At 42.1% G+C, this 25,321-nt stretch carries 24 protein-coding genes and 1 pseudogene; 9 read left to right on the top strand and 16 right to left on the bottom strand.

The features are described from left to right. From BA70_RS07025 to BA70_RS07060, 8 genes and pseudogenes are all read right to left on the bottom strand, one after another. Positions 1–272: pseudogene (locus BA70_RS07025) on the bottom strand (exosporium glycoprotein BclB-related protein); the annotation flags it as partial. 112 nt (positions 273–384) lie between these two features. Then, positions 385–1,470, bottom strand: coding sequence for a bifunctional diaminohydroxyphosphoribosylaminopyrimidine deaminase/5-amino-6-(5-phosphoribosylamino)uracil reductase RibD (gene ribD, locus BA70_RS07030; RefSeq protein ID WP_034320020.1), 1,086 nt, complete (start codon positions 1,468–1,470; stop codon positions 385–387). A gap of 283 nt (positions 1,471–1,753) precedes the next feature. Continuing rightward, positions 1,754–3,511 (bottom strand): WD40 repeat domain-containing protein, encoded by a 1,758-nt coding sequence (locus tag BA70_RS07035; protein WP_034320023.1) that lies wholly within the window; start codon positions 3,509–3,511, stop codon positions 1,754–1,756. A gap of 4 nt (positions 3,512–3,515) precedes the next feature. Then, entirely contained in the window at positions 3,516–4,319 is an 804-nt protein-coding gene (locus BA70_RS07040; RefSeq protein ID WP_034320025.1) for a formylglycine-generating enzyme family protein, read from the bottom strand. A 32-nt stretch (positions 4,320–4,351) separates the two neighbouring features. Continuing rightward, a complete protein-coding gene (locus BA70_RS07045) occupies positions 4,352–5,077 on the bottom strand; it encodes a GTP cyclohydrolase II (RefSeq protein WP_034320027.1) in 726 nt (241 codons plus the stop codon). Positions 5,078–5,308: 231 nt separating this feature from the next. Next, positions 5,309–5,506, bottom strand: a complete 198-nt coding sequence (locus BA70_RS07050) for a hypothetical protein (RefSeq protein ID WP_142392813.1) — start codon at positions 5,504–5,506, stop codon at positions 5,309–5,311. Between the two features lie 146 nt (positions 5,507–5,652). Next, the gene (locus BA70_RS07055) at positions 5,653–6,309 is read right to left on the bottom strand and encodes a class I SAM-dependent methyltransferase (protein WP_034320031.1); all 657 of its coding nucleotides are present in this window, start codon (positions 6,307–6,309) and stop codon (positions 5,653–5,655) included. Positions 6,310–7,265: 956 nt separating this feature from the next. After that, a complete protein-coding gene (locus tag BA70_RS07060; RefSeq protein WP_034320034.1) occupies positions 7,266–7,613 on the bottom strand; it encodes a YflT domain-containing protein in 348 nt (115 codons plus the stop codon). A 220-nt stretch (positions 7,614–7,833) separates the two neighbouring features. Here BA70_RS07060 and BA70_RS07065 point away from each other — a divergent pair, with 220 nt between their 5' ends. Both BA70_RS07065 and BA70_RS07070 read left to right on the top strand, forming a co-directional pair. Further along, positions 7,834–8,211 (top strand): YfmB family protein, encoded by a 378-nt coding sequence (locus BA70_RS07065; RefSeq protein ID WP_034320037.1) that lies wholly within the window; start codon positions 7,834–7,836, stop codon positions 8,209–8,211. Positions 8,212–8,332: 121 nt separating this feature from the next. Further along, complete coding sequence (locus BA70_RS07070; protein ID WP_034320040.1) at positions 8,333–9,337, top strand: NADP-dependent oxidoreductase; 1,005 nt, start codon at positions 8,333–8,335, stop codon at positions 9,335–9,337. Between the two features lie 35 nt (positions 9,338–9,372). On the opposite strand, the gene BA70_RS07075 is transcribed toward BA70_RS07070, so the two are convergent. Next, complete coding sequence (locus BA70_RS07075; RefSeq protein WP_034320043.1) at positions 9,373–10,515, bottom strand: DEAD/DEAH box helicase; 1,143 nt, start codon at positions 10,513–10,515, stop codon at positions 9,373–9,375. 153 nt (positions 10,516–10,668) lie between these two features. Here BA70_RS07075 and BA70_RS07080 point away from each other — a divergent pair, with 153 nt between their 5' ends. Next, complete coding sequence (locus tag BA70_RS07080; RefSeq protein ID WP_034320045.1) at positions 10,669–12,222, top strand: ABC-F family ATP-binding cassette domain-containing protein; 1,554 nt, start codon at positions 10,669–10,671, stop codon at positions 12,220–12,222. 168 nt (positions 12,223–12,390) lie between these two features. Here BA70_RS07080 and BA70_RS07085 read toward each other — a convergent pair whose 3' ends face one another. Continuing rightward, the gene (locus BA70_RS07085; protein WP_034320047.1) at positions 12,391–13,581 is read right to left on the bottom strand and encodes an MFS transporter; all 1,191 of its coding nucleotides are present in this window, start codon (positions 13,579–13,581) and stop codon (positions 12,391–12,393) included. A gap of 56 nt (positions 13,582–13,637) precedes the next feature. Further along, entirely contained in the window at positions 13,638–14,063 is a 426-nt protein-coding gene (locus BA70_RS07090; protein ID WP_034320049.1) for a MerR family transcriptional regulator, read from the bottom strand. A gap of 143 nt (positions 14,064–14,206) precedes the next feature. Here BA70_RS07090 and folE2 point away from each other — a divergent pair, with 143 nt between their 5' ends. Continuing rightward, complete coding sequence (folE2, locus tag BA70_RS07095) at positions 14,207–15,103, top strand: GTP cyclohydrolase FolE2 (RefSeq protein WP_034320051.1); 897 nt, start codon at positions 14,207–14,209, stop codon at positions 15,101–15,103. A gap of 30 nt (positions 15,104–15,133) precedes the next feature. Here the strand turns inward: folE2 and BA70_RS07100 are convergent, their stop codons facing one another. Continuing rightward, on the bottom strand, positions 15,134–17,026 hold the full coding sequence (locus tag BA70_RS07100) for an ABC-F family ATP-binding cassette domain-containing protein (protein WP_034320052.1): 1,893 nt from the start codon (positions 17,024–17,026) through the stop codon (positions 15,134–15,136). Positions 17,027–17,159: 133 nt separating this feature from the next. Here BA70_RS07100 and BA70_RS07105 point away from each other — a divergent pair, with 133 nt between their 5' ends. Together BA70_RS07105 and BA70_RS07110 are read left to right on the top strand one after the other, a co-directional pair. Then, positions 17,160–18,233: a tetratricopeptide repeat-containing glycosyltransferase family 2 protein gene (locus BA70_RS07105; RefSeq protein WP_034320053.1), complete on the top strand. Its 1,074-nt coding sequence runs from the start codon at positions 17,160–17,162 to the stop codon at positions 18,231–18,233. Positions 18,234–18,413: 180 nt separating this feature from the next. Beyond that, positions 18,414–19,805, top strand: a complete 1,392-nt coding sequence (locus BA70_RS07110) for a branched-chain amino acid transporter BcaP (RefSeq protein WP_034320055.1) — start codon at positions 18,414–18,416, stop codon at positions 19,803–19,805. Positions 19,806–19,841: 36 nt separating this feature from the next. On the opposite strand, the gene BA70_RS07115 is transcribed toward BA70_RS07110, so the two are convergent. Both BA70_RS07115 and BA70_RS07120 read right to left on the bottom strand, forming a co-directional pair. Then, positions 19,842–20,075, bottom strand: coding sequence for a hypothetical protein (locus tag BA70_RS07115; protein WP_008355873.1), 234 nt, complete (start codon positions 20,073–20,075; stop codon positions 19,842–19,844). 6 nt (positions 20,076–20,081) lie between these two features. Next, a complete protein-coding gene (locus BA70_RS07120; protein ID WP_003213975.1) occupies positions 20,082–20,339 on the bottom strand; it encodes a hypothetical protein in 258 nt (85 codons plus the stop codon). A gap of 65 nt (positions 20,340–20,404) precedes the next feature. Between BA70_RS07120 and BA70_RS07125 the strand changes: the two genes are divergently transcribed. Beyond that, positions 20,405–20,884 (top strand): Hsp20/alpha crystallin family protein, encoded by a 480-nt coding sequence (locus BA70_RS07125; protein ID WP_034320058.1) that lies wholly within the window; start codon positions 20,405–20,407, stop codon positions 20,882–20,884. Here the strand turns inward: BA70_RS07125 and BA70_RS07130 are convergent. Further along, the gene (locus BA70_RS07130; RefSeq protein WP_034320060.1) at positions 20,862–21,092 is read right to left on the bottom strand and encodes a hypothetical protein; all 231 of its coding nucleotides are present in this window, start codon (positions 21,090–21,092) and stop codon (positions 20,862–20,864) included. The genes BA70_RS07125 and BA70_RS07130 overlap by 23 nt on opposite strands. A gap of 83 nt (positions 21,093–21,175) precedes the next feature. Here BA70_RS07130 and BA70_RS07135 point away from each other — a divergent pair, with 83 nt between their 5' ends. Beyond that, entirely contained in the window at positions 21,176–21,592 is a 417-nt protein-coding gene (locus tag BA70_RS07135; protein ID WP_223251728.1) for a hypothetical protein, read from the top strand. On the opposite strand, the gene BA70_RS07140 is transcribed toward BA70_RS07135, so the two are convergent. Continuing rightward, positions 21,524–22,906, bottom strand: coding sequence for an SLC13 family permease (locus BA70_RS07140; protein ID WP_051691124.1), 1,383 nt, complete (start codon positions 22,904–22,906; stop codon positions 21,524–21,526). The genes BA70_RS07135 and BA70_RS07140 overlap by 69 nt on opposite strands. Before the next feature lie 282 nt (positions 22,907–23,188). Between BA70_RS07140 and pbp4 the strand changes: the two genes are divergently transcribed. Continuing rightward, entirely contained in the window at positions 23,189–25,228 is a 2,040-nt protein-coding gene (pbp4, locus tag BA70_RS07145; protein ID WP_034320071.1) for a penicillin-binding protein PBP4(5), read from the top strand. The last annotated feature ends 93 nt before the right edge of the window (positions 25,229–25,321 follow it).

Below are 25,321 nucleotides of genomic sequence, written 5' to 3' on the forward strand. Positions count from 1 at the left end.
CCTACTCCTGGTCCCGTTGGCCCTGTTGGACCTATTGGACCTATTGGACCTATTGGACCTGCTGGACCTCTTCTTCCTCTTCCTCCTGGTTGACCTTGAATGACACAAACACAAGGATTCTTTCCACAGCAAGGATTTTTCACTGATTTTCCTTTCTTACAACTATCACATTCCCATCCATCATCCTTATACCCATCATACCAGCTCTTTTTTTGGTAGTGGTCTTTCGAATGAGTTGGATAGGTTTTTCCACATTGTCTACATCTTTTCATAGAATCACCCCCCTCCATCGTATTCATCCTCACCAGGAAAGGTGTATGTACATTTTTATTTTTATTTGGACATATCGAAAAGACCTTGCGCTCCATACACAAGGTCTTTCTTTCATTGAAATCTCATCGTCATTTTTAAATCCTTTCCTACCATACTATATTCAATATCCGCTGGACGGATCGCCTCTTTTAGTTTTTTCACACCATCTCCTTCGAAGAAAGTAGGCGCATGTTTTCCACCTATTAATAAAGGTGCCATATAAATAACAGCTTCATTTACAAGTGACGCTTCTAAAAATGATGCACTCACGCTTCCTCCTGCCTCTACAAGTACCGACATCACAGAACGCTTCTTTAACATGTGTAACACTTCATGAAGATCTGTCCGTTGTTCCCCGTTTGTGACAAATACTTCATACCCTTTTTGCACAAGCTGATCATACTTTTTTTGATCGTACATTCGTGAGGTACAAATTATGGTTTCTGCCATATGATCTGTTAAACATTTTGCATGAAGCGGAATCCTTAATGTTGAATCTAAAATGACACGAATGGGCTGAGTGATGAATGAATCCTTCACAATTAAACCTGCATCATCTTGAATAATCGTTTCAACTCCTGTTATCACCGCATCTGCTTCTTGACGTAAACGCTGCACTTCTGTTCTCGCTTCTGTTCCGGTGATCCATTTGCTTTCTTGATGAGCCGTTGCAATTTTTCCATCTATTGAAATAGCTGATTTTAATATGACATAAGGAAGATCTGATTGAATCAAATGAAAAAAAGGCAAATTTAAGCGGTCTGCTTCCTGTTTACATATTCCTTCTTCAACTTCTAACCCTGCTTCTTTCAAAATGGTCATCCCTTTACCTGCTACAAGCGGATTCGGATCTTGTGTGCCAATGACCACACGTTTCAACCCACTCTTGATGATGGCTTGTGTGCAAGGACCCGTTTTTCCTTGATGCGTACAAGGTTCGAGTGTCACATACATGTCAGCTCCCTTCGCCTTTTCTCCTGCCATTCGCAGTGCATGAATTTCAGCATGCGGCTCGCCAGCCTTCATGTGCGCACCAATCCCAACAATCTCCCCGCGCTGAACAATGACTGCACCGACGAGCGGATTTGGTGAGGTTTGTCCTTTCATCGCCTTTGCGTTAGTAATGGCTAGCTTCATATAAAAAACATCGTCTTTCATCTGCGGCTCCTTTCTTCTCTTTCAAGGGAAAGAACTCCTTCAGGAAATGAAGGAGTTCTATTCTCATGTGCTATATTTTTTCCATCCGTTTCTTTTCAGATCGATCATAGTAAGGCAAGGAATAAAAAAGTTTATACGATGCTCGTTGTTTACAAAAACAGCATTTGCGACATTCATATTTATTAATGAGGAGCACATGCGGACAATTGAGAACAGTTAGACCTTTTTTCATATGTTCCTTGCAAACACTTATCATGAGAATCCCCCGCTTACATTCTTTTTCTTAATGAGAGATTACTTCTTCCGGAAATTGTTCAAATAAGCGCAATACTTCCGTATGCGTGCCATCTTCTCTAATATGATAAATACCGCCGTCATATGAGCTAGCATACACATCATTTCCTAATTGTCTGATTGCACTAATCCCATTCTTGGCAATTCGGATTGGACCTGTATTGACATCTAGCTCTGGATTCCACACAACGATGTATCCCCAATAATCTCCACTCACAATATAGCCAGAATCTGTGACAGTGACTGATTTAATGGAATATTGATGCTCATTGTGCTGGTCTAAAATTCTACCTGTATGCAAATCAAACAATCTGACATTCTTGTCACGACTGACAATGGCAATACGGTCTCTTTTGCTATCAATAAATACATCATTTAATAGCTCTGTCGCACCAATGTATTCCGCTTTTAAAGACAGACTCTTCTTATCTAGAAGACAGATGGTCCCTTCTACCGCGGCTGTGATGATATGATCTCCTTCTACCTTTAATGCTTTGACAGCACAATCATGTGCTTTGGAACGGCCAATTTCCTTTAAGTGTTCTGTCGAAATCACATGCACATAACCGCCGTAGGTTCCAATATAGAATTGCCGGTCCTCCTCGTGGAAATACACACTGTTGACTGGACCTGTGTTGAGGTCAAAAGAGACCATTTGCTGCAATGATTCGTGTACAATGTGCACCTGACTTGCATGATCTCCCCACGCATAATAGCTTCCATCCCGTGCGACAGCCACTCCATTTGTTAAAACGCCTGTCGATTTTGCGATTTCGACCCCGTTTTTTCTGAATTTTCCGTCATCTGATGCAGTGATGATATCACCCGCATCAGTCAACGCAATATCATTAATAGATGGTGTCGCCATTTCAATCTCATCAGATATGACTTTTCCCTCTTCAATGGACCATTCACAATACGTTTTTCCAAAGCTTGCTCCCAGAATTGACTTCTCATCCTCCGTCCAGACAAGCGAGCGCTCCCATTGATATTTATGAGGCAGGAGGGTATCGATTAAATCACCCGTTTCATAATTCCATAGCTTAATTAAATGGTCATAGCCCGCTGTCAGCAAGTAATTTCCACTCGGAGAAAAATTCACACGCTTTACACCTTGTAAATGGGCTTTGATGATTTTTTTCTCTTGTAAGGAGTTCGCATCATATATGATGACGGTACCATCGTCTCTGCCAAGCGCGAACACTTCTTTTTGATTGCTTCCGCTGATTGTGTCCAGCTCATAATCAAATGGGCCAATTTCCCCCACAATTTCTCCTGTATCATATAGCCATACAAGGACATAACCATCATCACCTGTTGTATAAGCTTTATCTCCATGGATCCATACAGCTAATACATCTTTGCTATGTCCATGGAATTCTCTTAAAATAGCTCCTGTTTCGATATCCCATACTAAGCACCTTCTATCTCTAGACACCGATACAAGTAAGGTATCCTGTTTGGCAAAGGCGACGGCTTCCACATCATCCGCATGACCAAACAGCGTACGAATTCGTGTCTGTGTGCCTGTATCATACAATTGAATGGTATAGTCTGACGATGCACTCGCTAGATACTTTCCACTTTCAGAAAGAGATAAAGAGTTAATGATATGCTCGTGACTCCCGATAAACGTTCCTTCTCCTGTGGCCCGGTCCCACTTATAAATACAGCGGTCATAGCCGCCAGTGTAAACAATTTGGTCATGCTCCGTTGATAAAACAGAAGTAATTGGTCCTCTATGCATCGTTTTACACTCCCACCTTTATATGTTGTTTTTGACGAGTAACTAGACGAAAACCAGTAAATCGAAAAACGGGGTCTGGGTGCTTCCCGTGTCTTCTTGCGACTCTGCATAAATCTCCGCCTCTTGCGAAGGAGCCGCCTTTTAGAATGTAGTAATCGCTGCCGAGTGTTTCCGTTAAATCATCTACAACCTCGATGCCGCCTTCATATACGTGATATTTGGTGTTGACCCATTCCTCGACGTTGCCTCCCATATCATAAAGGCCGAATAGGGATCTTCCCTTTTCGTAATGCCGGACAGGCGTCGTTTTTTCAATAGTTGATTCGTGCGTATTGCAGTAGGACGGATCGAACTCATCTCCCCACGGGTATTGATGTCTCGTGTTGCCCCGGGCAGCATACTCCCATTCTTCTTCAGTAGGGACCGAAACGTCATATCCGAGCTTCCCGCTCAGCCACTGACAGAACGAGAAGGCTTCCTCGATGTCCATGCCCCAAGCTGGATGGTCTTTTCCCCCGCCAAGCTCTGGGTTCGTTAAGCTCTCCGGATAGGTCTGGCCTGTTTCATCACAATAGCTTTGATACCATTCATTGGTTACGACCGTATCTGAGGTAAAAAATTCATTGATATACGGCTGATAGGATGGAAATTCTTTGTACAGCCATTTTTGAAATTTTTTCTCACGTCCATAGGCTGGATTGAGAAGCTTGTCCTTCCAAAATTCTGATGCCTTTTTCATATCTTCTTCATTACTTCCAATCGTTGCATAGCCGCTTGGGATTTGAATCCAATTGATATCAGGTTTCACGCTTTTCTCCCGCCTTCTTTAAGTAAACTCATCTACTGATTAATTAACTTCTTCTCATCGACCATATGCCCTGAGGCTGCCTTTGCCTTTAAATACGCTTCGTTATATAGAGAGGCTTCTACTGTATGATCAAACCGTAAAACCGGAAGACCGTAAGCAGCAATGGAGTCGACTTTATCTGGATTGTTTGTTAACAAATGCAATGGTTTCCCTTTGTTTAAGTAGTGCAATACAGCCGCAGCTTCCTCGTAATGCCGATCATCATCTCCGCAGCCGATCAGGCGATTGGCCTCAAACGTATCTAGTTTCATTTCCTGCAATTTATACGTCAGTGCTTTTGCCATCAGCCCAATGGAACGCCCTTCTTGGTTGGCCATATACACGAGCATGCCTTTTCCGTGTTCTGTGATTTTCTTCAGCGATAACGCAAGCTGTGGACCGCAATCACATTTCAGTGACCCAAACACATCCCCTGTTTGGCAGACACTATGAATTCGCACAAGCGGCGGTACCTCATTTTCAAAGTCGCCAAATAGGAGACAAGAGGAAAATGTTTGCTGCATGGTACTCATTTGTACAATGGATTCGATGGTTGGCCTTGTATCTGGATCAACAGGTGAAAAGGCATACCATTTAAACTGCACTTCTTCATGTTGAATAGAAATTGGCAGATTCACTGGCCCCACGAGTAAATAGTCTTTTTCTTGAAATGTAAAACGATGAATCATTGATTGTAATTCAGCTACAAACTTGTTCATTTGTCTCCCCCCTATTGATCACTGCACCCAATTCGATTTTGGCAGCGCAGTGATGGAGTGATGAATATGTGTACGCACTCCATCGTCCTGGGCACCCATTTCCAGCTACAATCATGCCTGACGAGGAAATACCTGTACATATACCGGCTGCTGCATACATTCGCTCAATGGATGCGCGATGCCTCTCATCGTTCAGTACCTTTATTTTCGTAAAAGATTCTTTATTTGCCTTTATTTGAATGCCTGAAGAACTGACGACTTTTCGATCTGGCCTTTGTCCAGTACAAAGGAGCAGAAATCGAGCTTCACACGCTGTATTCTCTGAAAGAGCAGCGACACCATCCGGTTATTTTTGAATGGGTCCGTAAGCTTCGAGCTGCTTTCTACCTTTACTAGAAGCTCTGGTCCTTTAAATGCTATTGGTCCCATAAGTGCGTCCCATCTGAGCTCGTCACTCATCATGGATGAATAGACGATACTTCTTTTCAGCTACAATGATTGCAGCACTGAAGCACTTGGACTTGAACCTGCATCAAGAACCATCACCTCAAACATCGCGTTTATCCTCCTTTGTACTAGATTTTGACGGCAATGACATGATGCTGGCTGATTCCGGCCTTTGCTTTTAATGGTGCAATCGATACAAGCTCAAGACCTGATGTACAAATTCTTTCTCCAAGCTGAGAATCTGAAAATGAAAAATGGAATCGGCCATCTTCTCCGATTAATCCTGTTTTCCACTCTTCTCCCCATACAACAAGTGAAAAGACGCCACCTTCATGAAGTAAAGAAGTGACCTGCTTTAAGTAACGTTCGTGATCATCAGGATGTTGATGGTGAAAACAGCCATGATCTAAAATTAAATCAAACTGCATCTTGCGCCCCTGATCACTCGACCATGACATAAAATCCTGATGAACAAAATGGACAGGAATCGTTTCTTTTTTCTTTAGCCCTTCCCACTCCTCATGCTCATACAGATCAATGCCGACGTATGCAGAGAGCCCGTCTAAATATTCAAGTGCCCGGCCGTTCCCGCACCCAATATCCAGCACAGAAGCAAGTGCTTCCTTTTCCCTTGATTGCCATGCCTTTAATGACATCACAGCTGCGTCCATTAATGACGGATCAGTGGACCACATATCTGTTCTTTGTTCATAGTGTTCTTGAAATGCCACGCGCATTTTTTCTAAATACAATCCACTGTCTTCATGGTACAAAGCCTTTTTCATCACGGGACCTCCTTCAATTCACAATCAGATGGTTTTCAAGCAAAAAGCCTTATGATAGAATGATAGATGGATTTTTCAGGAAATCTGTTTTCTGAAAAAGGAGAGAAGCATCCCACATGTTCACTCTTCTTTTTCAGCACTCATCCTCATATGCAGCCATTCGAAAGATGCGGCGCCTCAGCTTGTTGTCTCTTTTTTTCATATGAGTTCACCTCCTTAACTGCTTGATCAATCCATAGGTTTTATTGAAACCGCTTTCTCTTTTGTGTTCCTCTGAGTGGCATGACACCTTTTTGATACTTCTTGCATTGATTGTAGTAGAAAGTTCAAACTATTGTTTAGAACGACGATCATTCTTCCATATCTTCTTCAAATAAAAGATCATTTTCTCTGGTCTAGTAAAACATGTTTATCCCTCAGAAACGCTTGCACCTTGGTTGCATGCACCACCTTTCACTAGAATATGCTTCGTGTTAACCTACCAGAATATTAACAACTAATTCCATAATGACTGGATTAAGCCAAATATATTGTTTTTAGTTTATTTTGTCAACAAATTATTTCCTAAACGTTAGAATGAATTTCCTAATTGAAAATACAGGTATTTTTCGTGGTTTCTTGACCTCAAAACACATATTTCTACACAAAAATACAACTTAAACCAATAGAACCAAGAAATTTATCTACTAAATTACACAAGATTTTTATTTCATTTTGAGACAAAAATGAAATATATAATAATTATTTCCCGAATGATTTTTTGTGATATTTCGACTATTTTTTCTGTTCTTTGATGATTTTCTTTGGTATTTCTACATTTTCAATTAGATTTTTTACTGTTTATTCCAATCCTTTGAACTTTCTTATTATAGTAAAAAAGATGGATGTCTGATCCAGACATGAAGACATGACAAAAAGCCCCTTACAAAAGTAAGAGGCTTTTTAAAGATTTGCGTTTACGCCCAGGTTTTCACTTTTTCGTGATCTGTCACAAATAGAAGAACTTTTCCCTCGTCTAAGTGTTCTTCAAATGTTTCAGCTTCTTCTTTAGAGAATCCAATCTCATGAATTTTATTGCGGAGCTCATCGCCCTTTTTACTAAAGATATTCCCAACAGCATGTTTAAGTCCAACTTCTTTTGGACCTATCGTATTGGCATCTGCATGATTTGCAATACGCTCTGTTCGGTCATCGTCATGGGACAGAACATAAATGTCCTCTCTTGCAACACCGAGTTCTTTTAATTGCTCTACATCTCGTTGCAGTGTTTCATCATTTGAATACTCTCTTACAACAGGTTTCATTTTATATTCCTCCTTTAACGTCTTACAAATCTTTTACCCGTCACTTTTGTCATTAAACCTTCCACAAGCACATTCATTTTGCTGCATGTATTACCGTGCCTATTGACTTATTTTTGACAAAAATCCCTTAAAAATGACTAAATATTCTGAAATATCGTGTTCATTCCTGTTAATTTGTTGTACAATTCTTATACTGGAGGCTAGAAATGAGGTAGAGCTGATGTATTATTTTTCAGCGGAGCAGCAGTTTAATGCTTGGGTTGTCAGTGATTTGGTGAAACAGCTTTTTCAAAAGTGGAATCCTGAAGAAGCAAAAGCAAAGCCGCTTACATTGTTTGCTGAACAGCACTTCCGCATCTCCATTGATTATCTCTTTTCTATCATTATTAACATTGGAGATATCGAGTCGATTGAACAAGATCCACAAGACCTGTTGTCCTCATATTTAAATATCCTTTTTCCCTTTGTGACGCGCGATATGATGAAAGCCTCCATGCAAAATGCCAATGAATATTTGTTAAAAGAACGTGATGCGGACGTGTATCAGCTGTTTGGTTGTCTCCCGCCGCTCCTCTCTGTCTCTTTTCAAAAAAAGTAGTCCCATTCTTTCAGATGGTGACTGCTTTTTTGTATGTGTTTTGAAAAGACCGTATGTTTTGAATGAAAAGAAGCATCATGTTAATGTAAATCTAGGATGCAAGTGAAAGGGAGGATTTGACATGAGTCAACAAAAGCAAATTCAATTAGCAAAACGTCCAAAAGGATTACCTACAAAAGATGTTTTTCGGTTTGAAACAGTTGATATACCCGTGCCGCAAGATGGCGAAGTCTTGATTCAAACGAAATATGTTTCTGTAGATCCTTATATGAGAGGACGAATGCAGGATACAAAATCCTATACACCTCCGTTCAAACTAAATGAAGTGATTCAGGGTGGTGTTGTCGGAGAAGTCGTCGAGTCAACATCTCCTCAATTTGCAAAAGGTGATTTTGTCCTTGGATTCCTCGGCTGGCAGGAATATTCGACTGCCAAAGCTGAGTCTCTGACAAAAATTGATCCATCCATTGCGCCATTATCCTATTACTTAGGGATTTTGGGCATGCCTGGGCAAACAGCCTATTTTGGACTTCTTTCAATTGGTCAGCCAAAAGAAGGCGAGACTGTTGTCATTTCAGGAGCCGCAGGTGCCGTTGGTTCCGTTGTCGGACAGATCGCTAAAATCAAAGGCGCACACGTCGTCGGAATTGCCGGATCTGATGATAAACTTGCTTATTTAAAAGAGCTGGGCTTTGATGAAACCATTAATTATAAAACAACAAATGATTTAGATGATGCCATTGCAAAAGCCTGTCCAAATGGCGTCGATGTGTACTTTGACAATGTAGGTGGCGAGATTAGTGATGCGGTGATGAATCATTTGAACCGTTTTGCACGCATTCCAGTGTGCGGCGCTATTTCTTCTTATAACATTAGCGCAAGCGAGGACATTGGACCACGTGTGCAAACAAAGCTCATTAAAACAAGCGCATTGATGCAAGGGTTTATTGTAGCCAACTATTCAGATCGTTTTGAAGAGGCAGCAAAGGATCTCGCTCAATGGGTAAAAGAAGATCAACTGACTTACAAAGAAACAATCATTGAAGGCTTTGACAACATCCCTGATGCATTCCTTGGACTATTCAAAGGTGAAAATGTCGGGAAACAGCTTGTCAAAATTTCATAAAAAGAAAGGACCCTCCATGTAGAAGGGTCCTTTTTTTATGCTTGCTTGGGCGCAAGATGTAGCTGGCCTTGCTTATACACAATTTCCTCAAGCGAGATATTCAGCTTTTTCGCCATTTTTTTCAGCATCGCATGCTCTTGATGTGTGACAAGGCTGATGACAGCCCCTTCTTTGCCTGCACGGCCTGTTCTGCCTGAACGGTGGATATAGCCTTCTTCATTTGGCAGATCTGCATGAATCACGTACGGTAAATCATCGATATCTATGCCTCTTGCTGCAATATCTGTTGCTAAAAGAAGCGGGAATTCCCGCTGTTCGAATGACTTCAACATCACAGCACGCTCCGCTTTTTTCGCTTCACTATGAAGCACACCAAGGTCCACATGGTGATACGTTAATTTCTCTGCATAAATGCTTAAGTTCGTGATATCACGGACAAAGACGAGCGCGTGCATGTCCTCAAGCCGAGATAGCTTTTGCAGTAATTTCACTTTATCCCGCTGATCACATAACAAATAATAGTGACCTACCTTCTGCGCTTCTTCTTGGCTTCTGCCGATTTTCAATACCTCTGGCTCAGATGTCATTTCTTTGATCAGTTGAATCGTTTCCTCTTTCAAAGTCGCAGAAAAACAAAGGATTTGTCTTTCTTTTAATGTGGATTTAATGATCCCTTGGATCGTTTTCATATGCTCTGGCACAAGAAGCTGATCTGCTTCGTCTAACACGATCGTTTTGACTTCATGCATTTTCAGTTTCTTGATTTTGATTAATTCTTGTACGCGGCCAGGAGTGGCCACAACGATGTTCGGGTGTTTCTTTAGTTTTTCCTGCTGCTTCTTGATGTTCGCTCCGCCAATCAAGGAGATGGCTTTGATGTCTGATCCTTGTTTGAACTCTTGCACGACATCAAAAATTTGCATCACAAGCTCTCTTGAAGGTGCCAAGATTAAGACTTGCGGGTGTTTGATATTCACATCAATTTTATTTAAAAGCGGCAGAACATACGCAAGTGTCTTCCCTGTTCCAGTTGGTGATTCTGCGATCACATCACGCTTCTCCGTAATCCACTCTGCTGTTTTTTCTTGTATAGCTGTTGGTTGCTTGAAGCCAGCCTTTTCAAAGTTCTCTTGAATAAATGGCTTTGCTTCTTTAAAAAATGCCCAAGTTTCCGTCATGTCGATCTCCTTTATCCTGATTCAATCTATCCTTAAGTATCTCAAAATCAGCTTTGAAACGCAATTTTTCTTTTGATGCTTTTATCGAGCCGGACAGTTCGATATAATCATGAGAGGCACTAGCCGTTTTTGAATCTATTTGAGGTGTAAAAAATGATATTATCTGTTAAAGATTTAAGCCATGGCTTTGGTGACAGAGCCATTTTCCACGAAGTCTCCTTCCGTTTATTAAAAGGCGAGCATGTCGGCTTAATCGGCGCCAACGGTGAAGGAAAGTCAACGTTTATGAATATTATTACTGGTAAGCTAGAGCCAGATGCAGGAAAAGTCGAATGGGCAAAAAATGTCCGTGTCGGCTACCTTGATCAGCATACGGTACTAGAAAAGGGAAGAACCATCCGTGACGTCCTTCAAGATGCCTTCCATTATTTATTTTCCATGGAAGCAACAATGAATGACATTTATGGCAAAATGGGTGAAGCTGACCCTGATGAGCTAGAAAAGCTGTTAGAAGAAGTTGGCGTGATTCAGGATGCACTGACAAACAATGATTTCTATATCATTGATTCCAAGATAGAAGAAATTGCAAGAGGTCTTGGGTTAACGGATCTTGGACTAGACCGTGATGTGACGGAGCTCAGTGGTGGTCAGCGTACGAAAGTGCTGCTTGCAAAATTGCTGTTAGAGAAGCCAGAAATTCTCCTTCTCGATGAGCCGACCAACTATTTGGATGAACAGCATATTGAGTGGCTGAAGCGTTATTTACAGGAATATGAAAATGCGTTTATCCTCATTTCACATGATATTCCGTTTTTAAACAGTGTCATTAACTTGATTTATCATGTCGAAAATCAGGAATTGACTCGCTATGTCGGTGATTATGATCAATTCAAACAAGTGTACGAAGTCAAAAAGCAGCAGCTGGAATCAGCCTATAAAAGGCAGCAGCAAGAAGTGGCTGAATTGAAGGATTTTGTCGCAAGAAACAAAGCACGTGTCAGCACAAGAAATATGGCCATGTCTCGTCAAAAAAAGCTGGATAAGATGGACATGATCGAATTGGCAGCAGAAAAGCCAAAACCAGAATTCCACTTTAAACCTGCACGTACTTCCGGGAAATTGATTTTTGAAACGAAGGATCTAGTGATCGGTTATGAGGAGCCGCTCTCTCGTCCTTTGAATTTGAAAATGGAACGCGGTCAAAAAATTGCGTTATACGGCGCAAACGGAATCGGAAAAACGACGTTGCTGCGAAGTCTTCTAGGAGAGATTACGCCAATTTCTGGTGAGGTTGAACGCGGAGAATTCCTGCATATTGGCTACTTTGAGCAGGAAGTAAAAGAGCAAAACAGCAACACCTGTATTGAAGAGGTGTGGAGCACCTTCCCTTCTTACACGCAATATGAAGTAAGAGCCGCCCTTGCAAAATGCGGATTAACGACAAAACATATTGAAAGCCGCGTGTCTGTTTTAAGCGGTGGAGAGAAAGCAAAGGTTCGTCTTTGCAAACTGATCAACGAAGAAACCAATTTACTTGTTCTCGATGAGCCGACAAACCACTTGGATGTCGATGCCAAAGAAGAACTAAAACGCGCTTTAAAAGAATATAAAGGCAGCGTCTTATTGATTTCCCACGAACCTGAATTTTATCAAGATGTCGCAACAGACACATGGAATTGCGAATCTTGGACGACAAAAGTATTATAAAAAAGGCTTCAGAGCGTGATAGAAAACCTTTGAAGTCTAGGAAGGACGAGTACCGGAGCGGATCGAATTGAACATTCGTGAGCACCGGAACGCAGACCTGACAACGAATGCGAGGGTTTGTCTACACGCTGAGCCTTATATCTTATGCAGATATAAGGCTTTTTCTATTTAATGACCTGCTTGAATTTTCACCAAATGCTTTCGGCCAAGGAGCAGGATGATCATTCCTAGCAGAACAACAGCCGCCCCTACATAGTAAGGTGTGCTTGCTGTATAGGCTTCAGCGAGTACTCCGGCAACCCAAGGAGCAATCGCACCACCAATAAATCGTACGGCACTATATGAAGATGAAGCAATCGAACGCTCAACAGGTGCCGAGCCCATCACAGCCGTCGTGAGCACTGTATTGATCATGCCGAGAATTCCCCCAGCTATGACAATCCCGCAAATGACCACCACAACATGTGACGTCCATACCCCAATGCCGAATAAAATCACAGCAAACGAAGCAAACAGAACAACAAGTGCAGTCAATGTACCAAGTTTGCGATGAATAACTGGAGCTGAGAAAACGGATGTCACAGCCAAAAAGAGTCCCCATCCAAAAAAGACATAGCCAAGGCCATGCTCATCGAGGTGGAGCACAAATGGCGAATATGCTAAAAGCACAAAGAAACCGAAATTGTATAAGAAAGCGGCAGATGCCATCGTTAAAAGCCCTTTATATTTCAAAGCCCCGACAGCCTCGAATAATGTCACTTTTTTCTGAGGCTTCTGTATGGGTGGAAGCATAAACGTAATGGCTAAAAGAGCGACGAGCATTAACACCGCAACGCCAAAGAATGGTCCGCGCCAAGAGATGGTTCCAAGCTCACCGCCAAGGAGCGGTCCAACAGAAATCCCAAGACCTAGTGCGGCCTCATATAAAATAATGGCCTTCGCACTTCCCCCAACAGACACACCAACAATGACAGAGAGTGCAGTTGAAATGAATAAGGCATTCCCTATGCCCCATCCACCTCTAAAGCCAATTAATTCATTAATCGTTGAAGAGGTACCGCCTAAAGCAGAAAAGACAATAATAAAAATAAGTCCTATTAATAACGTCCATTTCGCACCAATCCGGCTAGAGAGAAAGCCGGTAAAAAACATCACAAAGCCGGTCACAAGTAAATAGCTCGTAAATAAAAGAGAGACCTGACTTGGAGATGCGTGTAATTGTGACGCAATGGCTGGCAAAATCGGGTCTACGAGCCCAATTCCCATAAACGAAATCACACACGCAAAAGCTACAGCCCAAACAGCTTTCGGCTGCCTAAGCAGACTTGTACGCTGTTTCAATACTTCTTCTTCCTTCATTCCATCAGAACCTTTCCTTCAAATGTTGACAAAATAAAATAAACACACAGAGGTGTTTATTTTTGTAATTGCTCAATGACATGAGCCGCTCTTTCTTTCATCATTTCAAGATCCTTTTTAAAGGATTGAATGGTTTCAAGCTTTTTTGTAATCAATTGATGCTGTTCATGAAGCTGCGCATCAATATCTAACAGCTTCTCTAATCGTTCCTTCGGATCAAGTGACAGCAGATAGCCTTCTTTATTCAACTCTAGCTGCTTTCCTATTTCCATAAACGATTGAAGCTCTTGTAAAGAAAAGCCGAGTACCTCTTTTGCCTGCATTACTTTCTCTAGCTCTTCCATGTCGTCCTCTGAGTAAAGTCTGACACCGCCCTCAGTTCGCTTTGGTGCTGATAATAAACCAATCTCTTCATAGAAACGAATCGTCCGTTTTGTCAGACCGCTTCTTTTCGCCACTTGATCAATTTTCATCCATTCCATCGCCAGTGCCTCCTGCTCATCAATTCATATTTTATTATACACCTTTATAACCTTAACGTAAACGTTAAAGTTTTGATCCTTGATTTCTTTAGTCATTTCACGCAAAATAAATAGGAATAATTACGATTTATAGGAGGCATTGCATGTTATCTTTTAAACCCAAAAAAGAACGCCATCAGTTATTTGGATCTGTACCACCAACCCTTGGAACGAAGCCCTGTCAAAAAGAAGACATGATGGACATACAAAAAACGGAGCAGGACTTTTATTTTCATCTTGAACAAGTGGGCATCTGCCGTGTGTCCTATCCTGTACATATTGTGTCTAAAACGACACCACAGACCCAGACAACTTCCGCTGTCTTTGCACTGAGCACATATCTTCCAGCTCATCAAAAAGGCATTCATATGAGCCGTCTCACCGAACAGCTGCACTCATTTTATGAGAGCGGTAAGCCGCTTGATATGAATTCCTTAAGAGAATTGACAGCACAGCTTGCTAAGCAAATGAATCAGCCATCTGCCTCGGTTCAAGTTTCCTTCCCGTGGTTCATAGAAAAAAAGAGCCCGGTCAGCGGAACGTCAGGTTTGATGCATGCGACTGTGCAATATGACATTCATTTTCATGAAAAAAACGGCTGGACCTGTCATGTTGGCTGCACCGCACAGGTGACAACATTATGTCCTTGCTCAAAGGAAATCAGTGAATATGGTGCGCATAATCAGCGCGGCTCTGTTTCCATTCAGGTAGAGCTGTTTGAACAAGCATTGCTTCCTGACGACATGAAGGCAGTTCTTTTACACATCATTGAATCAAATGCGAGTGCATCGCTTTATCCCGTGCTCAAAAGGCCTGATGAAAAGAAAGTAACAGAAGAGGCTTATGAAAATCCACGCTTTGTAGAGGATGTCGCGAGGTTGATTGCGGTAGAATTATATGAGCAACAATGGATCAGAGGCTTTCAAGTCGAGTGTCGAAATGAGGAATCCATTCACCAGCATGACGCCTATGCCAAATGCTCTTATCAAAAAAAACTGTAGAGACGCTCTACAGTTTTTTTGTTCCAATCCTTATTTTTCATTACCTTCTAATTCCTCAATCATTATCGACAGTTCTGTCCAGCGATCCATCGCTTGTTCTAATTCTTCAGCGACGGCTTTTTGTTCATCCATCAGCTCTTGAATTTTCCCAAAATCACTGCCTGCCTCAGCAATGCTGGCTTCAAGCTGTTGGTGTTTTTCCTCTAATGCCTGTATCCGGTCTTCAATTCCGTCCCATTCAAGCTGATCTTTATAGGAAAGCTTTTTTCTCTTTTTAGGTGCGGCTTCTACTTGTTTTTCAGCAGGCTTTGTCTCTGTTCGCTTCTGCTCCTTTTCTTGCTCCATGTAATCGCTGTAAGCTCCTTGGAAATGTGAAATGCGTCCATTTCCTTCAAAGACAAGCAGGCGATTGACGACTCGGTCTAGGAAGTAACGGTCATGCGACACCGTAATGACAACGCCAGGGAATTGCTCTAAATAATCCTCTAAAATGCTGAGCGTCTCTGTATCAAGGTCGTTCGTTGGCTCATCTAAAAAGAGAACATTCGGCTCTTCCATCAAGACTTTTAGTAAATACAGCCTGCGGCGCTCTCCCCCTGACAGCTTGCGTATAAAAGTCCGCTGCATGGATCTTGGGAATAAGAACCGCTCTAGCATTTGCTCTGCTGTCACGATCGCGCCATCAGATGTCTTGACGATTTCAGCTGTTTCTTTGATGTAATCAATAATGGTCAGTTCTTCATTCATTTCTTTATGATCCTGCGTGTAATAGCCAATGCGAACCGTTTGTCCAATGATCAATTGTCCAGTGGTCGGTTCCATTTTGCCCGCTAAACAATTGAGTAAAGTGGATTTACCCACTCCGTTCGGTCCGATAAATCCGATACGGTCGCCTGGCACAACTAAATCTGTAAACCGCTCCACAAGTGTCTGACCAGCAAATGATATCGACATGTCTTCTGCCTCAATGACCTGTTTTCCAAGGCGGTGCGAGCCGATAGCAAAATCAAGCTCACCTTTTGCATCGAGCCCTTTTTGATCCTTCAGCTCTTCTACTCTGCCGATGCGTGCTTTTTGCTTCGTCGTTCTTGCTTTCGCCCCTCTTCTCAGCCATGCAAGCTCTCGCCTAAGCAGGTTTTGACGTTTCGTTTCTTTCACCTGAGCTTCTGCTTCTCGTTCCGCTCTTTTTTCTAAAAAGACTTCATAATTTCCTTTATACGTATACAGCTGCCCTTGATTTAATTCATAAATCCGATTGGCGACGCGGTTTAAGAAATAACGATCATGTGTCACCAGGATGACAGCACCGCTGTATTGACTTAAGTATCCTTCGAGCCATTCAATTGTTGCATTATCTAAATGGTTGGTCGGCTCATCTAAAATCAGCAAACCCGCAGGCTGTATTAAATTTTTAGCAATCGCGACACGCTTTTTCTGGCCGCCCGATAATGCATGAACAAAGCGGCTCACATCTTTGACCCCAAGCTTTGTCAAAATCGTTTTTGCCGAAAGGTTCGCATCCCATGCGTCCTCCTGATCCATCCGATTTTGCATGCGCATCAGCGCTTCTTGTTTTGCCTCATTTTGCGGATCATGCTCTAAATCGGCGAGCGCCTGTTCATAGGCCTTCATCGTTTGAATGATTGGTGCCGTTCCAGAAAAAATGTAGTCGAGAATCGTTTCATTCCCGTTCATTTCAGGATCTTGCTCGAGAAATTCGATATCAAGTGTCCCTGCTTTCTTGATGTCACCCTCCTCAAACGATTCAAGTCCTGCAATCACCTTTAGGAGCGTTGACTTCCCTGTTCCATTTGGTCCAATTAACCCGATCCGTTCCTTTGGTTCTATATGGAAAGAAATATGATCAAACAGCGTTTTTTCGCCATAGGTTTTATATAATCCTTCAACATTCAATAAACTCATTTTTATCAGCCCTTACATAGATTCTTCCTTTATTTTAAATCAGCTAGTAGCAGAAAACTAGTTTTAAAAAAACCGCTGCTGAAAAGAATGTTTCCTTTCGATGCTCGATACACTATGAAGAGGTGATCTAAAGATGATAACCATTAGCTTATGTATGATTGTAAAAAATGAAGAGGAGGTTTTAGCGGACTGTCTTTCTTCTGTTCAAGACATTGTAGATGAGATGATCATCGTTGATACGGGATCAACAGACCGAACGAAGGAAATTGCTCACTCCTTTTCAGCACAGGTACTGGATTTTGAATGGGTCCAGCACTTTGCAAAAGCACGAAATTTCGCTTTTTCACATGCAACCAAAGAGTATATCTTATGGCTCGATGCTGACGATGTCATGCTTGAAGAAGACCAAAAAAAACTTCTTCACCTCAAGCAGACACTTGACCCCGCAGTGGATGCCGTTTCAATGTTTTATCACGTTGGGTTTGATGGGGACGGTCAGGTGAATTTTAAATATAGAAGAAATCGGCTTGTGAAGCGTGCCTTGAATTTTCAGTGGTACGGGGCCGTTCATGAATTTCTTCAAGTCTATGGCAACATCTTTCCTGCCGATATAGCCGTCACTCATCAAAAGCGCAAGAAAACAACAGCTGGCGAGCCTGGACGCAACCTGCGAATTTATGAAGACATGCTTGCAAAAGGAGAGAATATGACGCCTCGTGATCTCTTTTACTTTGCCAATGAACTAAGAGATAACCAGCAGCATGTCAGAGCAATTCGTTTTTATCATGAATTTTTAGCAACAAAACAGTGCTGGATTGAGGATGAAATTCGTGCATGCCAATATTTAGCTGACTGCTATTATGCGACTGGTTTTGAGGAAGCGGCCTTATCCTCATTATTGCGATCCTTCTTATATGATCAGCCCCGCCCAGAATTTTGCTGCCGAATCGGGGATCATTTAAAAACGCAAAATAAACATCAGGCTGCAATCTTTTGGTATGAGCAGGCGCTGAAGGCTCCTGAAAACGAAACAGCCTTCACGCTCATACAATATAAAACGTGGTACCCTCACCTCCAGCTCTGCTATTGTTATTATCAGCTCGGTGATTTGGATCAAGCCAAAAAACATCACCTTGCCTCCTCAGCACATTATCCTACCCATCCGAGTGTACTGTACAATAAAAAAATATTTGCTGAACAGACATAGATCGTCTGTCACCACATCCGCCTGCCCTATGCCGGCGGATGTCTCTTTTGACACACTGTTTCACTTGTGACGTTTAACACTTTAGTGATTTAAAGCGTTTTTCAACCAATTGACTAAATTGTCATTTACGCATATACTAACATTCGTCTTACGAAAAGATTTATCCATTAGGAGGTCAACATGAGTTCTTTATTTCGAAAAAAGTCTCTCGACCAGCTCATGCTTGAAAGTCAAACAAAGCGGCTCAGTCGTTCTTTGAATACATTTGATTTAATCTTGCTTGGCATCGGCTGTGTGGTCGGAACAGGGATCTTTGTGATTACGGGGGTTGCTGCTGCGAAAGATGCGGGACCTGCGATTATTATATCTTTTATATTGGCTGCGCTCGCTTGCGCCCTTGCTGCTTTTTGCTACGCGGAATTCTCCTCATCCATTCCTGTATCAGGAAGCGTCTATACGTATTCTTACGCAACACTTGGTGAATTTCTCGCCTTCTTAATGGGCTGGGATCTCATGCTTGAGTATGTTGTTGCACTCTCTGCTGTGGCAAGTGGATGGTCGTCCTATTTTCAATCACTGCTCAGTGGATTCGGTCTGCACATACCGAAAGCTTTATCGGCAGCACCTGGAGCCGCTGATGGCGCCGTCTTTAACCTTCCAGGCGCACTCATTATTTTACTCATTACCTTTATTGTCTCAAGAGGCGTAAAAGAAAGCACGAAGCTGAATAACATCATTGTACTGATCAAAATCGCCATTGTCCTTCTCTTTATCATCTCAGGTTTCGCTTACGTCAAACCTGAAAACTGGACACCCTTTATGCCAATGGGCTTTCATGGCGTGATCGCAGGGGCAGCAACTGTCTTTTTTGCTTACCTTGGATTTGATGCGATCGCCAATGCATCAGAAGAAGTCAAAAATCCGCAAAAAGCGATGCCAATTGGGATCATCGGTGCGCTCGGTGTTTGTACCATTTTATACATCGGCGTCTCATTTGTCTTAACAGGCATGGTTCACTATACGAAGCTGAATGTCAGTGACCCTGTCGCTTTTGCTCTTCAAGTGGTTGGCCTTAATAGTGTGGCTGGTATCATATCCGCCGGTGCGATTATCGGGATTACGACGGTTTTAATCGCTCTTGTCTATGCACAGGTTCGCTTAACCTTTGCGATGAGCCGGGATGGGCTGATGCCAAAGATTTTTTCAAAGGTTCATCCGAAATCCAAAACACCCGTTGCCAACACTTGGCTGACAGGCGCGGTTGCAGCATGTATCGTTGGATTTGTGAATTTATCGACGCTTGCAAATTTAGTGAGCATCGGTACTCTTGCAGCCTTTACAGTGATCTCGATTGCCGTCATCGTTTTACGAAAGAAACATCCGAATATGAAGACAGCCTTTAAAGTACCATTTGTACCTGTTCTTCCAATTATTAGTGCGATCATTTGTATGATATTGGCGGCCACACTTAAATGGACGACGTGGCGAGCCTTTCTTATTTGGGTGGCGATTGGTGTTGTTGTCTATTTCACCTACGCAAGACGAAACAGTCACCTCAATCAAACACATTAGAAAAGAGACTCGGGGATTCCCGGTCTCTTTTTTTGCTTAAATCACGCTGTTTTTGGCTGAATTTGAGTCGATCATATCTGGATCTAACACGCTTGAAATTGGAATGACAAGCGGTGAACAATCTCCATTGTCCTCACCAAAACCTTGGTTCATTTTCATCGAGAGAAAATAATCGACCTGCTGATAAGGACCTAGCGTCAGCGATGCACCCCGGTCCATTGCATTGATTTTAAAAGCACCGACATTGACGACTGAGGGTGAGAATAACATCACACGTCACTTCCTTTGAATAGGTTTAGCTGCTGGCGAAAAAGAGGCAGGTGAGTCCACTTGATCTCGATCATCTACATGGCTTTTTGTACCGACAAAACCGCTGGCATCTCCAAAATTCTGTCCGTAACCCTGATTTTTTTTATCTGAGTTTTGCCACTCTGCTAACAAATTTTGTCCGACATTCACCGCCGACGCATTTTCAAAGGAATTAATTTTTAACATGAAAATATTAATATTGATATACGGAGTTGGTTGAACCACAGATAAACCTCCTTTTTATAGGTATATGCAAGCACCCATCAAGTATGTTAACAGGAGGTCTTCACATGGACTTCGAAAAAATGAAGCAGTGGATGGACATTGCCCAGCAAATGCATGGAGATGATTTTTGGAAAATGATTTTCGATGATGAGCAAAGATCTCCCTTTATGGCAAATGGTCCGTCTCCCTTTACATTCTCACAGCAAGATCAACGAGGAACAGAGACGTCGTTTCCACCAATCGACATTGTGGAAACCCCTACAGAAATTCAGTACTTAATTTATTTACCTGGCTACCGGAAAGAAGATGTACAGGTGTTATCATATGGTGAATATTTGGTTGTGAAAGGGCAGCGTATTTCCTTTTTTAACGAGCAGGACTTTCGCCAAAAACAAGGGAAATATGGTCCGTTCGAAAGAAAAATTCGGCTTCCAGAGATGATTCTTGGTCAAATGAATGCCGCCTTTAAAGACGGCGTTCTGTACATCCGTTTGCAAAAGGATGAAGGAAAAGCAACTGCGATTATGATAGATGACGAATATTGATACTCACTGCGTCTATTTGATCACGATCATCAATCGTTTCAATTGGCAGGATCGTGATCACGCCATCCGCATTTTGCTCACCAAAACCATTGTTTCTTTTTATCGTAGAGCAGTGATTTCGTACGATCGTCGAACCGAATGTCATCGAGGACCCTTTGCCAATAGAGTTCGTCTTCATATGGGCAATCTGAATCCGTGTAGGCAGCATGCGCTTCTCCCCTTTCTTGTCATCTCTATAAGTATATACCGGGCAGCTTTTCCATAGACTAAAGCAAGGCGGAAGAAAAGGTTGTGGTCCACTTGAAACATTTCATTCAATCACTCTTTAAAAAAACGAAATCCAGTCCACCTCCATCTGTCGTCGAACTGGAAAAAAGACTAACCGCTCTTGAGCAAAAAATGTCTGCACCTGCTGCTTCACCTGTCTCAGAGGATACGCATATTCATATTGAATCATTGCACGTGGATAAAATTGACTATCACTTAGAGTTTGGTGAGCTTTCCATTGACCAGCTTCAAGGCAGACTCAATATTGGGGCAACCTATTATACGCCAAAAGAAACCAGCATCAAAAAGTCAGCCCCAGCACCGAAGCCAAAAGAAACACCAACACCGATAGTCTCGATTCGCTCAAAGCCCTCATCTAAGCACGATCGGGAGCCAGAAATAAACCGCAAGAACAATCGCCACAATACTGATGATATTTAACCAAAAGCCCGCCTTGACCATATCAGATATTTTTAACACGTCCGCACTAAAGACAGCGGCGTTTGGCGGTGTGGAGATCGGCAGCATAAACGCACATGAGGAAGCCAAGGCAGCCGCAGCCATTAAACCGTACGGCTCGATGCCAATTGCAAGGCCGAGCCCTACCGTAATCGGAATCATCATATTGGCAACAGCTGTATTGGACATAATTTCTGTCATTAATAAAATAGCGGCGGTTAAAATAATCAACAACATGAGATACGAAAGCCCATTTAAATGCTGTAAATTTCCCCCGATCCATGCTGTTAGATTGGTCTCTGCAAATCCCGTAGCGAGCGAAAGCCCACCACCAAACAAAAGCAAAAGCCCCCACGGCAGCTGCTTCATATCCTGCCATTCTAGTATTCTCTCTCCATTTGTCGCTGGAATGAGAAACAACAGCATCGCACCAAAAATGGCGATAGATGTATCAGATACGGTGATCCCCCCAAACAAAAAGATTTTAAATATCCACAAAAAAGCCGTCATGAGAAAAATAGCAAAAACCCATTTTTCCTCTTGTTTCATTTTCCCTAAATCTTCTAACCCCTTTCGTATGAACGCTACACTCATTTCACCTGTGTGCTCTACCTTGAACTGTATTTTGGTCAAATACAAAAATAAGAGAATAAGAAGAACCGTCGCCACGGGAAAACCAAACAAAAACCATTCAAAGAACATAATTTCCCGATCTAACAGCTTTTTTGACATCGCTGCAAAAACAGCATTTGGCACAGACCCAACAAGTGTCGCCAAACCACCAATTGACGCTGAATAAGCAACCGATAATAAGATGCTTTTGCTGAATCGTTCAAGAGATACACCAGATAAGATTTCGTTCGCTTTGACCTCTTTAATCACAGCCAGTGCCACTGGCAGCATCATCAGTGCTGTAGCTGCATTGGAAATCCACATAGATAAAAAAGCAGTCGAGATCATGACACCTAATACAATGCGGTCACTTCTTGTGCCAATGATCTTTAAAATATGTAATGCCATTCTTCTATGTAAATTCCATTTTTCAATGGCGATTGCGATCATAAATCCGCCCATGTACATAAAGACAATAGGGTCTCCATAAGCCCTTGATGTTTGCTCCATAGAGAGCCCGCCAAGTGTTGGCAGAAGGATGATTGGCACTAAAGAGGTTGCTGGTATCGGCAATGCTTCTGTTACCCACCACGTCGCAGTCCAAGCCGTAATGCCTAATACCACTCTCGCAGCATAGGTCAATTCATTTTCTGGTATGAGAAAAAGAATCAACAAGAAGAGCATTGGTCCAAGAACAAGTCCAGTTAAATTCACTTTTTTATAAACGATCACAATCCCCCCTAATGAAAACGCTTGTAAAATTTTTTCTAATTTTCCACATTCGATGATTGCTAAAGAAATCCTTTAAATCATAAGAAAAAATGAAGATATCTTTTAGAGAAGCAACCTGTCATTTATTCATATTTCTACATCAAGACTTGGTCTATTTTCATAGGAGAAACTATACAAATCACACGCAATAACTGTAAAATATAAAGGATCTAATCAAAAATTGAGGTGTTTTCATTGTATACAGATCAACGAAAAGCATTTTGGAAACAGAAAAAAGTCATCATACCCATTCTTAGCATGATCGTACTTGCGGCTGCTTTCTTTTTCTTAAAAGATACTCTTTTCTCAAAAGAAAAAGAGGCGTTACAGGCGGCCGAGTCCTTTACGAAACACATGGAGAAGAAAGACTTTGCGAAGTTGTCAGATGAGGTGACGAGTGCGTCTCTGAAAGCCAATGACTTCTCCAAAAAACAACTAACCGAAAAATACGACAATATTTTTAATGGAATTGGTGCTTATGATCTGAACGTATCAAAGGTCAAAGTCGAAAAACAGGACAAAGGAAATGGGTATCAGTTCACCTATGATGTCACGATGAAAACGTCTCTTGGAAAGCTGAACAAACTGTCATACAAGGGGGTTCTCACTGAAGAAGATGACAAGTGGAAAGTGGACTGGAAGCCAAATCTCATCTTCCCGCAAATGGAGAAGGGAGATACCATCAAGGTGAAACCAGATCCTGCTGTACGCGGAAACATTGTGGATCGGAAAGACCGTACTTTAGCAGAAACAACTGGTGGAAACGCACTTGGCATCATCCCAGAAAAGCTCGGGACAGGGAATGAAAAAGAAAGCAATATTAAAAAAATCAGCAAAGCTTTTGATATAGATGAAGAATTGATTCAAAATCAGCTGAAACAAACATGGGTCACAGACAACACGTTTGTCCCGCTGAAATCTATGTTAAAGCAAATGCCGATTCCAAAGGACGTAAACGGCGTCACCTATCAATCGAAGGAAATGCGCTACTATCCATATAACGAAGCCGCTGCTCATCTAACAGGCTATGTCGGAAAAGCAAATGCGGATGATATCAAAAGGAATCCAGCATTAAAGGCTGATCAAATCATTGGCAAAACCGGTCTTGAATTCACATTTGATCAAAATTTACGAGGACAAGATGGTGGCAGCATCCTCATTGTCCATGATGAAACAGGTATTGAAGAAACATTGCAAAAAACAGACCGAAAAGACGGAAAAACAGTGAAGCTGACCATTGATGCTTCTCTACAGAAAAAAGCCTATGAACAGCTGAAAGGTGAAAAAGGAGCTGTCACCATCATGAATCCATCATCTGGTGATCTATTAGCACTTGTCAGCACGCCTTCCTACGATGTCAATCTCATGACAAATGGGATCACACCTAAGCAATATCAGGCATACAGTGAAAACCCAGATCTCCCATTCCAAGCCCGGTATGCGAGCCGGTATGCACCAGGGTCTACATTCAAAACCATTACAGCAGCCATCGGGCTGGAAACAGGTGTCACAAAGCCTAATAAAGTACGCACCATCCATGGACTGAAATGGCAAAAGGATCAATCTTGGGGCAATTATCGAATTACACGAGTTCACGATAAAGAAAACGTGAATATGGTCGATGCCCTTGTGTACTCTGACAATATTTACTTCGGACAGGAAGCACTTGAAATTGGTAAAGACACCTACGAGAAAAAAGTGAAAACATTTGGGTTTGGCGAAGACTTACACATGCCATTTACAATGAAGCCAGCACAAGTGTCGAACGATGGCATTCAATCTGACATCCTACTCGCTGACTCGGCGTATGGTCAAGGGGAACTACTCATGTCACCGATTGAGCAAGTACATGCCTATTCTCCTTTTGCAACAGGAGGCAAGCTTGTCTATCCTCGAGTGATTCAAGATGAAAAAACAGTATCACCAAAACAAATCATCAAAGAAGACTCAGCAAACACAGTGAAAGACGCGCTCACTCAAGTCGTCACCAATCCAAACGGTACAGCTCACTCCTTACAAATCGAAGGAGCTGATATTGCCGCTAAAACTGGAACGGCAGAGCTAAAGAGCAAACAAGGTGCAACAGATGGCACTGAAAATGGATTTTTACTTGCGTTTAATCCTAAAAAAGAAGATTACGTCCTCGTCGGCATGATCGAAGGTGTGAAAAACCGCGGCGGCAGTGGACTTGTCATTCAAAAAATGAAGCCTGTGATCGCTTCTTTTTATCAATAATCCTTTAGAGACACACGCTATCAATCAAGTGCTGTGTCTCTTTTTTTCTAAATCATGACAATTTACTATTGTTTTATAGTTCACCTTATGAAT

This window comes from Bacillus zhangzhouensis (genome assembly GCF_000715205.1).
GTDB classification, from domain to species: domain Bacteria; phylum Bacillota; class Bacilli; order Bacillales; family Bacillaceae; genus Bacillus; species Bacillus zhangzhouensis.

Excerpts from the sequence above, each read along its gene's own strand:
- BA70_RS07125 (WP_034320058.1), top strand. The coding sequence starts at position 20,405 with ATGGACTTCGAAAAAATGAAGCAGTGGATGGACATTGCCCAGCAAATG.
- BA70_RS07140 (WP_051691124.1), bottom strand. The coding sequence starts at position 22,906 with ATGCTCTTCTTGTTGATTCTTTTTCTCATACCAGAAAATGAATTGACC.
- BA70_RS07100 (WP_034320052.1), bottom strand. The coding sequence starts at position 17,026 with ATGAGTTTATTGAATGTTGAAGGATTATATAAAACCTATGGCGAAAAA.
- BA70_RS07075 (WP_034320043.1), bottom strand. The coding sequence starts at position 10,515 with ATGACGGAAACTTGGGCATTTTTTAAAGAAGCAAAGCCATTTATTCAA.
- ribD (WP_034320020.1), bottom strand. The coding sequence starts at position 1,470 with ATGAAAGACGATGTTTTTTATATGAAGCTAGCCATTACTAACGCAAAG.
- BA70_RS07070 (WP_034320040.1), top strand. The coding sequence starts at position 8,333 with ATGAGTCAACAAAAGCAAATTCAATTAGCAAAACGTCCAAAAGGATTA.
- BA70_RS07060 (WP_034320034.1), bottom strand. The coding sequence starts at position 7,613 with ATGAAACCTGTTGTAAGAGAGTATTCAAATGATGAAACACTGCAACGA.
- BA70_RS07130 (WP_034320060.1), bottom strand. The coding sequence starts at position 21,092 with ATGCTGCCTACACGGATTCAGATTGCCCATATGAAGACGAACTCTATT.
- BA70_RS07065 (WP_034320037.1), top strand. The coding sequence starts at position 7,834 with ATGTATTATTTTTCAGCGGAGCAGCAGTTTAATGCTTGGGTTGTCAGT.
- BA70_RS07110 (WP_034320055.1), top strand. The coding sequence starts at position 18,414 with ATGAGTTCTTTATTTCGAAAAAAGTCTCTCGACCAGCTCATGCTTGAA.
- BA70_RS07050 (WP_142392813.1), bottom strand. The coding sequence starts at position 5,506 with ATGGGACCAATAGCATTTAAAGGACCAGAGCTTCTAGTAAAGGTAGAA.
- BA70_RS07090 (WP_034320049.1), bottom strand. The coding sequence starts at position 14,063 with ATGGAATGGATGAAAATTGATCAAGTGGCGAAAAGAAGCGGTCTGACA.
- BA70_RS07055 (WP_034320031.1), bottom strand. The coding sequence starts at position 6,309 with ATGAAAAAGGCTTTGTACCATGAAGACAGTGGATTGTATTTAGAAAAA.
- BA70_RS07080 (WP_034320045.1), top strand. The coding sequence starts at position 10,669 with ATGATATTATCTGTTAAAGATTTAAGCCATGGCTTTGGTGACAGAGCC.
- BA70_RS07035 (WP_034320023.1), bottom strand. The coding sequence starts at position 3,511 with ATGCATAGAGGACCAATTACTTCTGTTTTATCAACGGAGCATGACCAA.
- BA70_RS07105 (WP_034320053.1), top strand. The coding sequence starts at position 17,160 with ATGATAACCATTAGCTTATGTATGATTGTAAAAAATGAAGAGGAGGTT.
- BA70_RS07045 (WP_034320027.1), bottom strand. The coding sequence starts at position 5,077 with ATGAACAAGTTTGTAGCTGAATTACAATCAATGATTCATCGTTTTACA.
- BA70_RS07115 (WP_008355873.1), bottom strand. The coding sequence starts at position 20,075 with ATGTTATTCTCACCCTCAGTCGTCAATGTCGGTGCTTTTAAAATCAAT.
- BA70_RS07085 (WP_034320047.1), bottom strand. The coding sequence starts at position 13,581 with ATGAAGGAAGAAGAAGTATTGAAACAGCGTACAAGTCTGCTTAGGCAG.
- folE2 (WP_034320051.1), top strand. The coding sequence starts at position 14,207 with ATGTTATCTTTTAAACCCAAAAAAGAACGCCATCAGTTATTTGGATCT.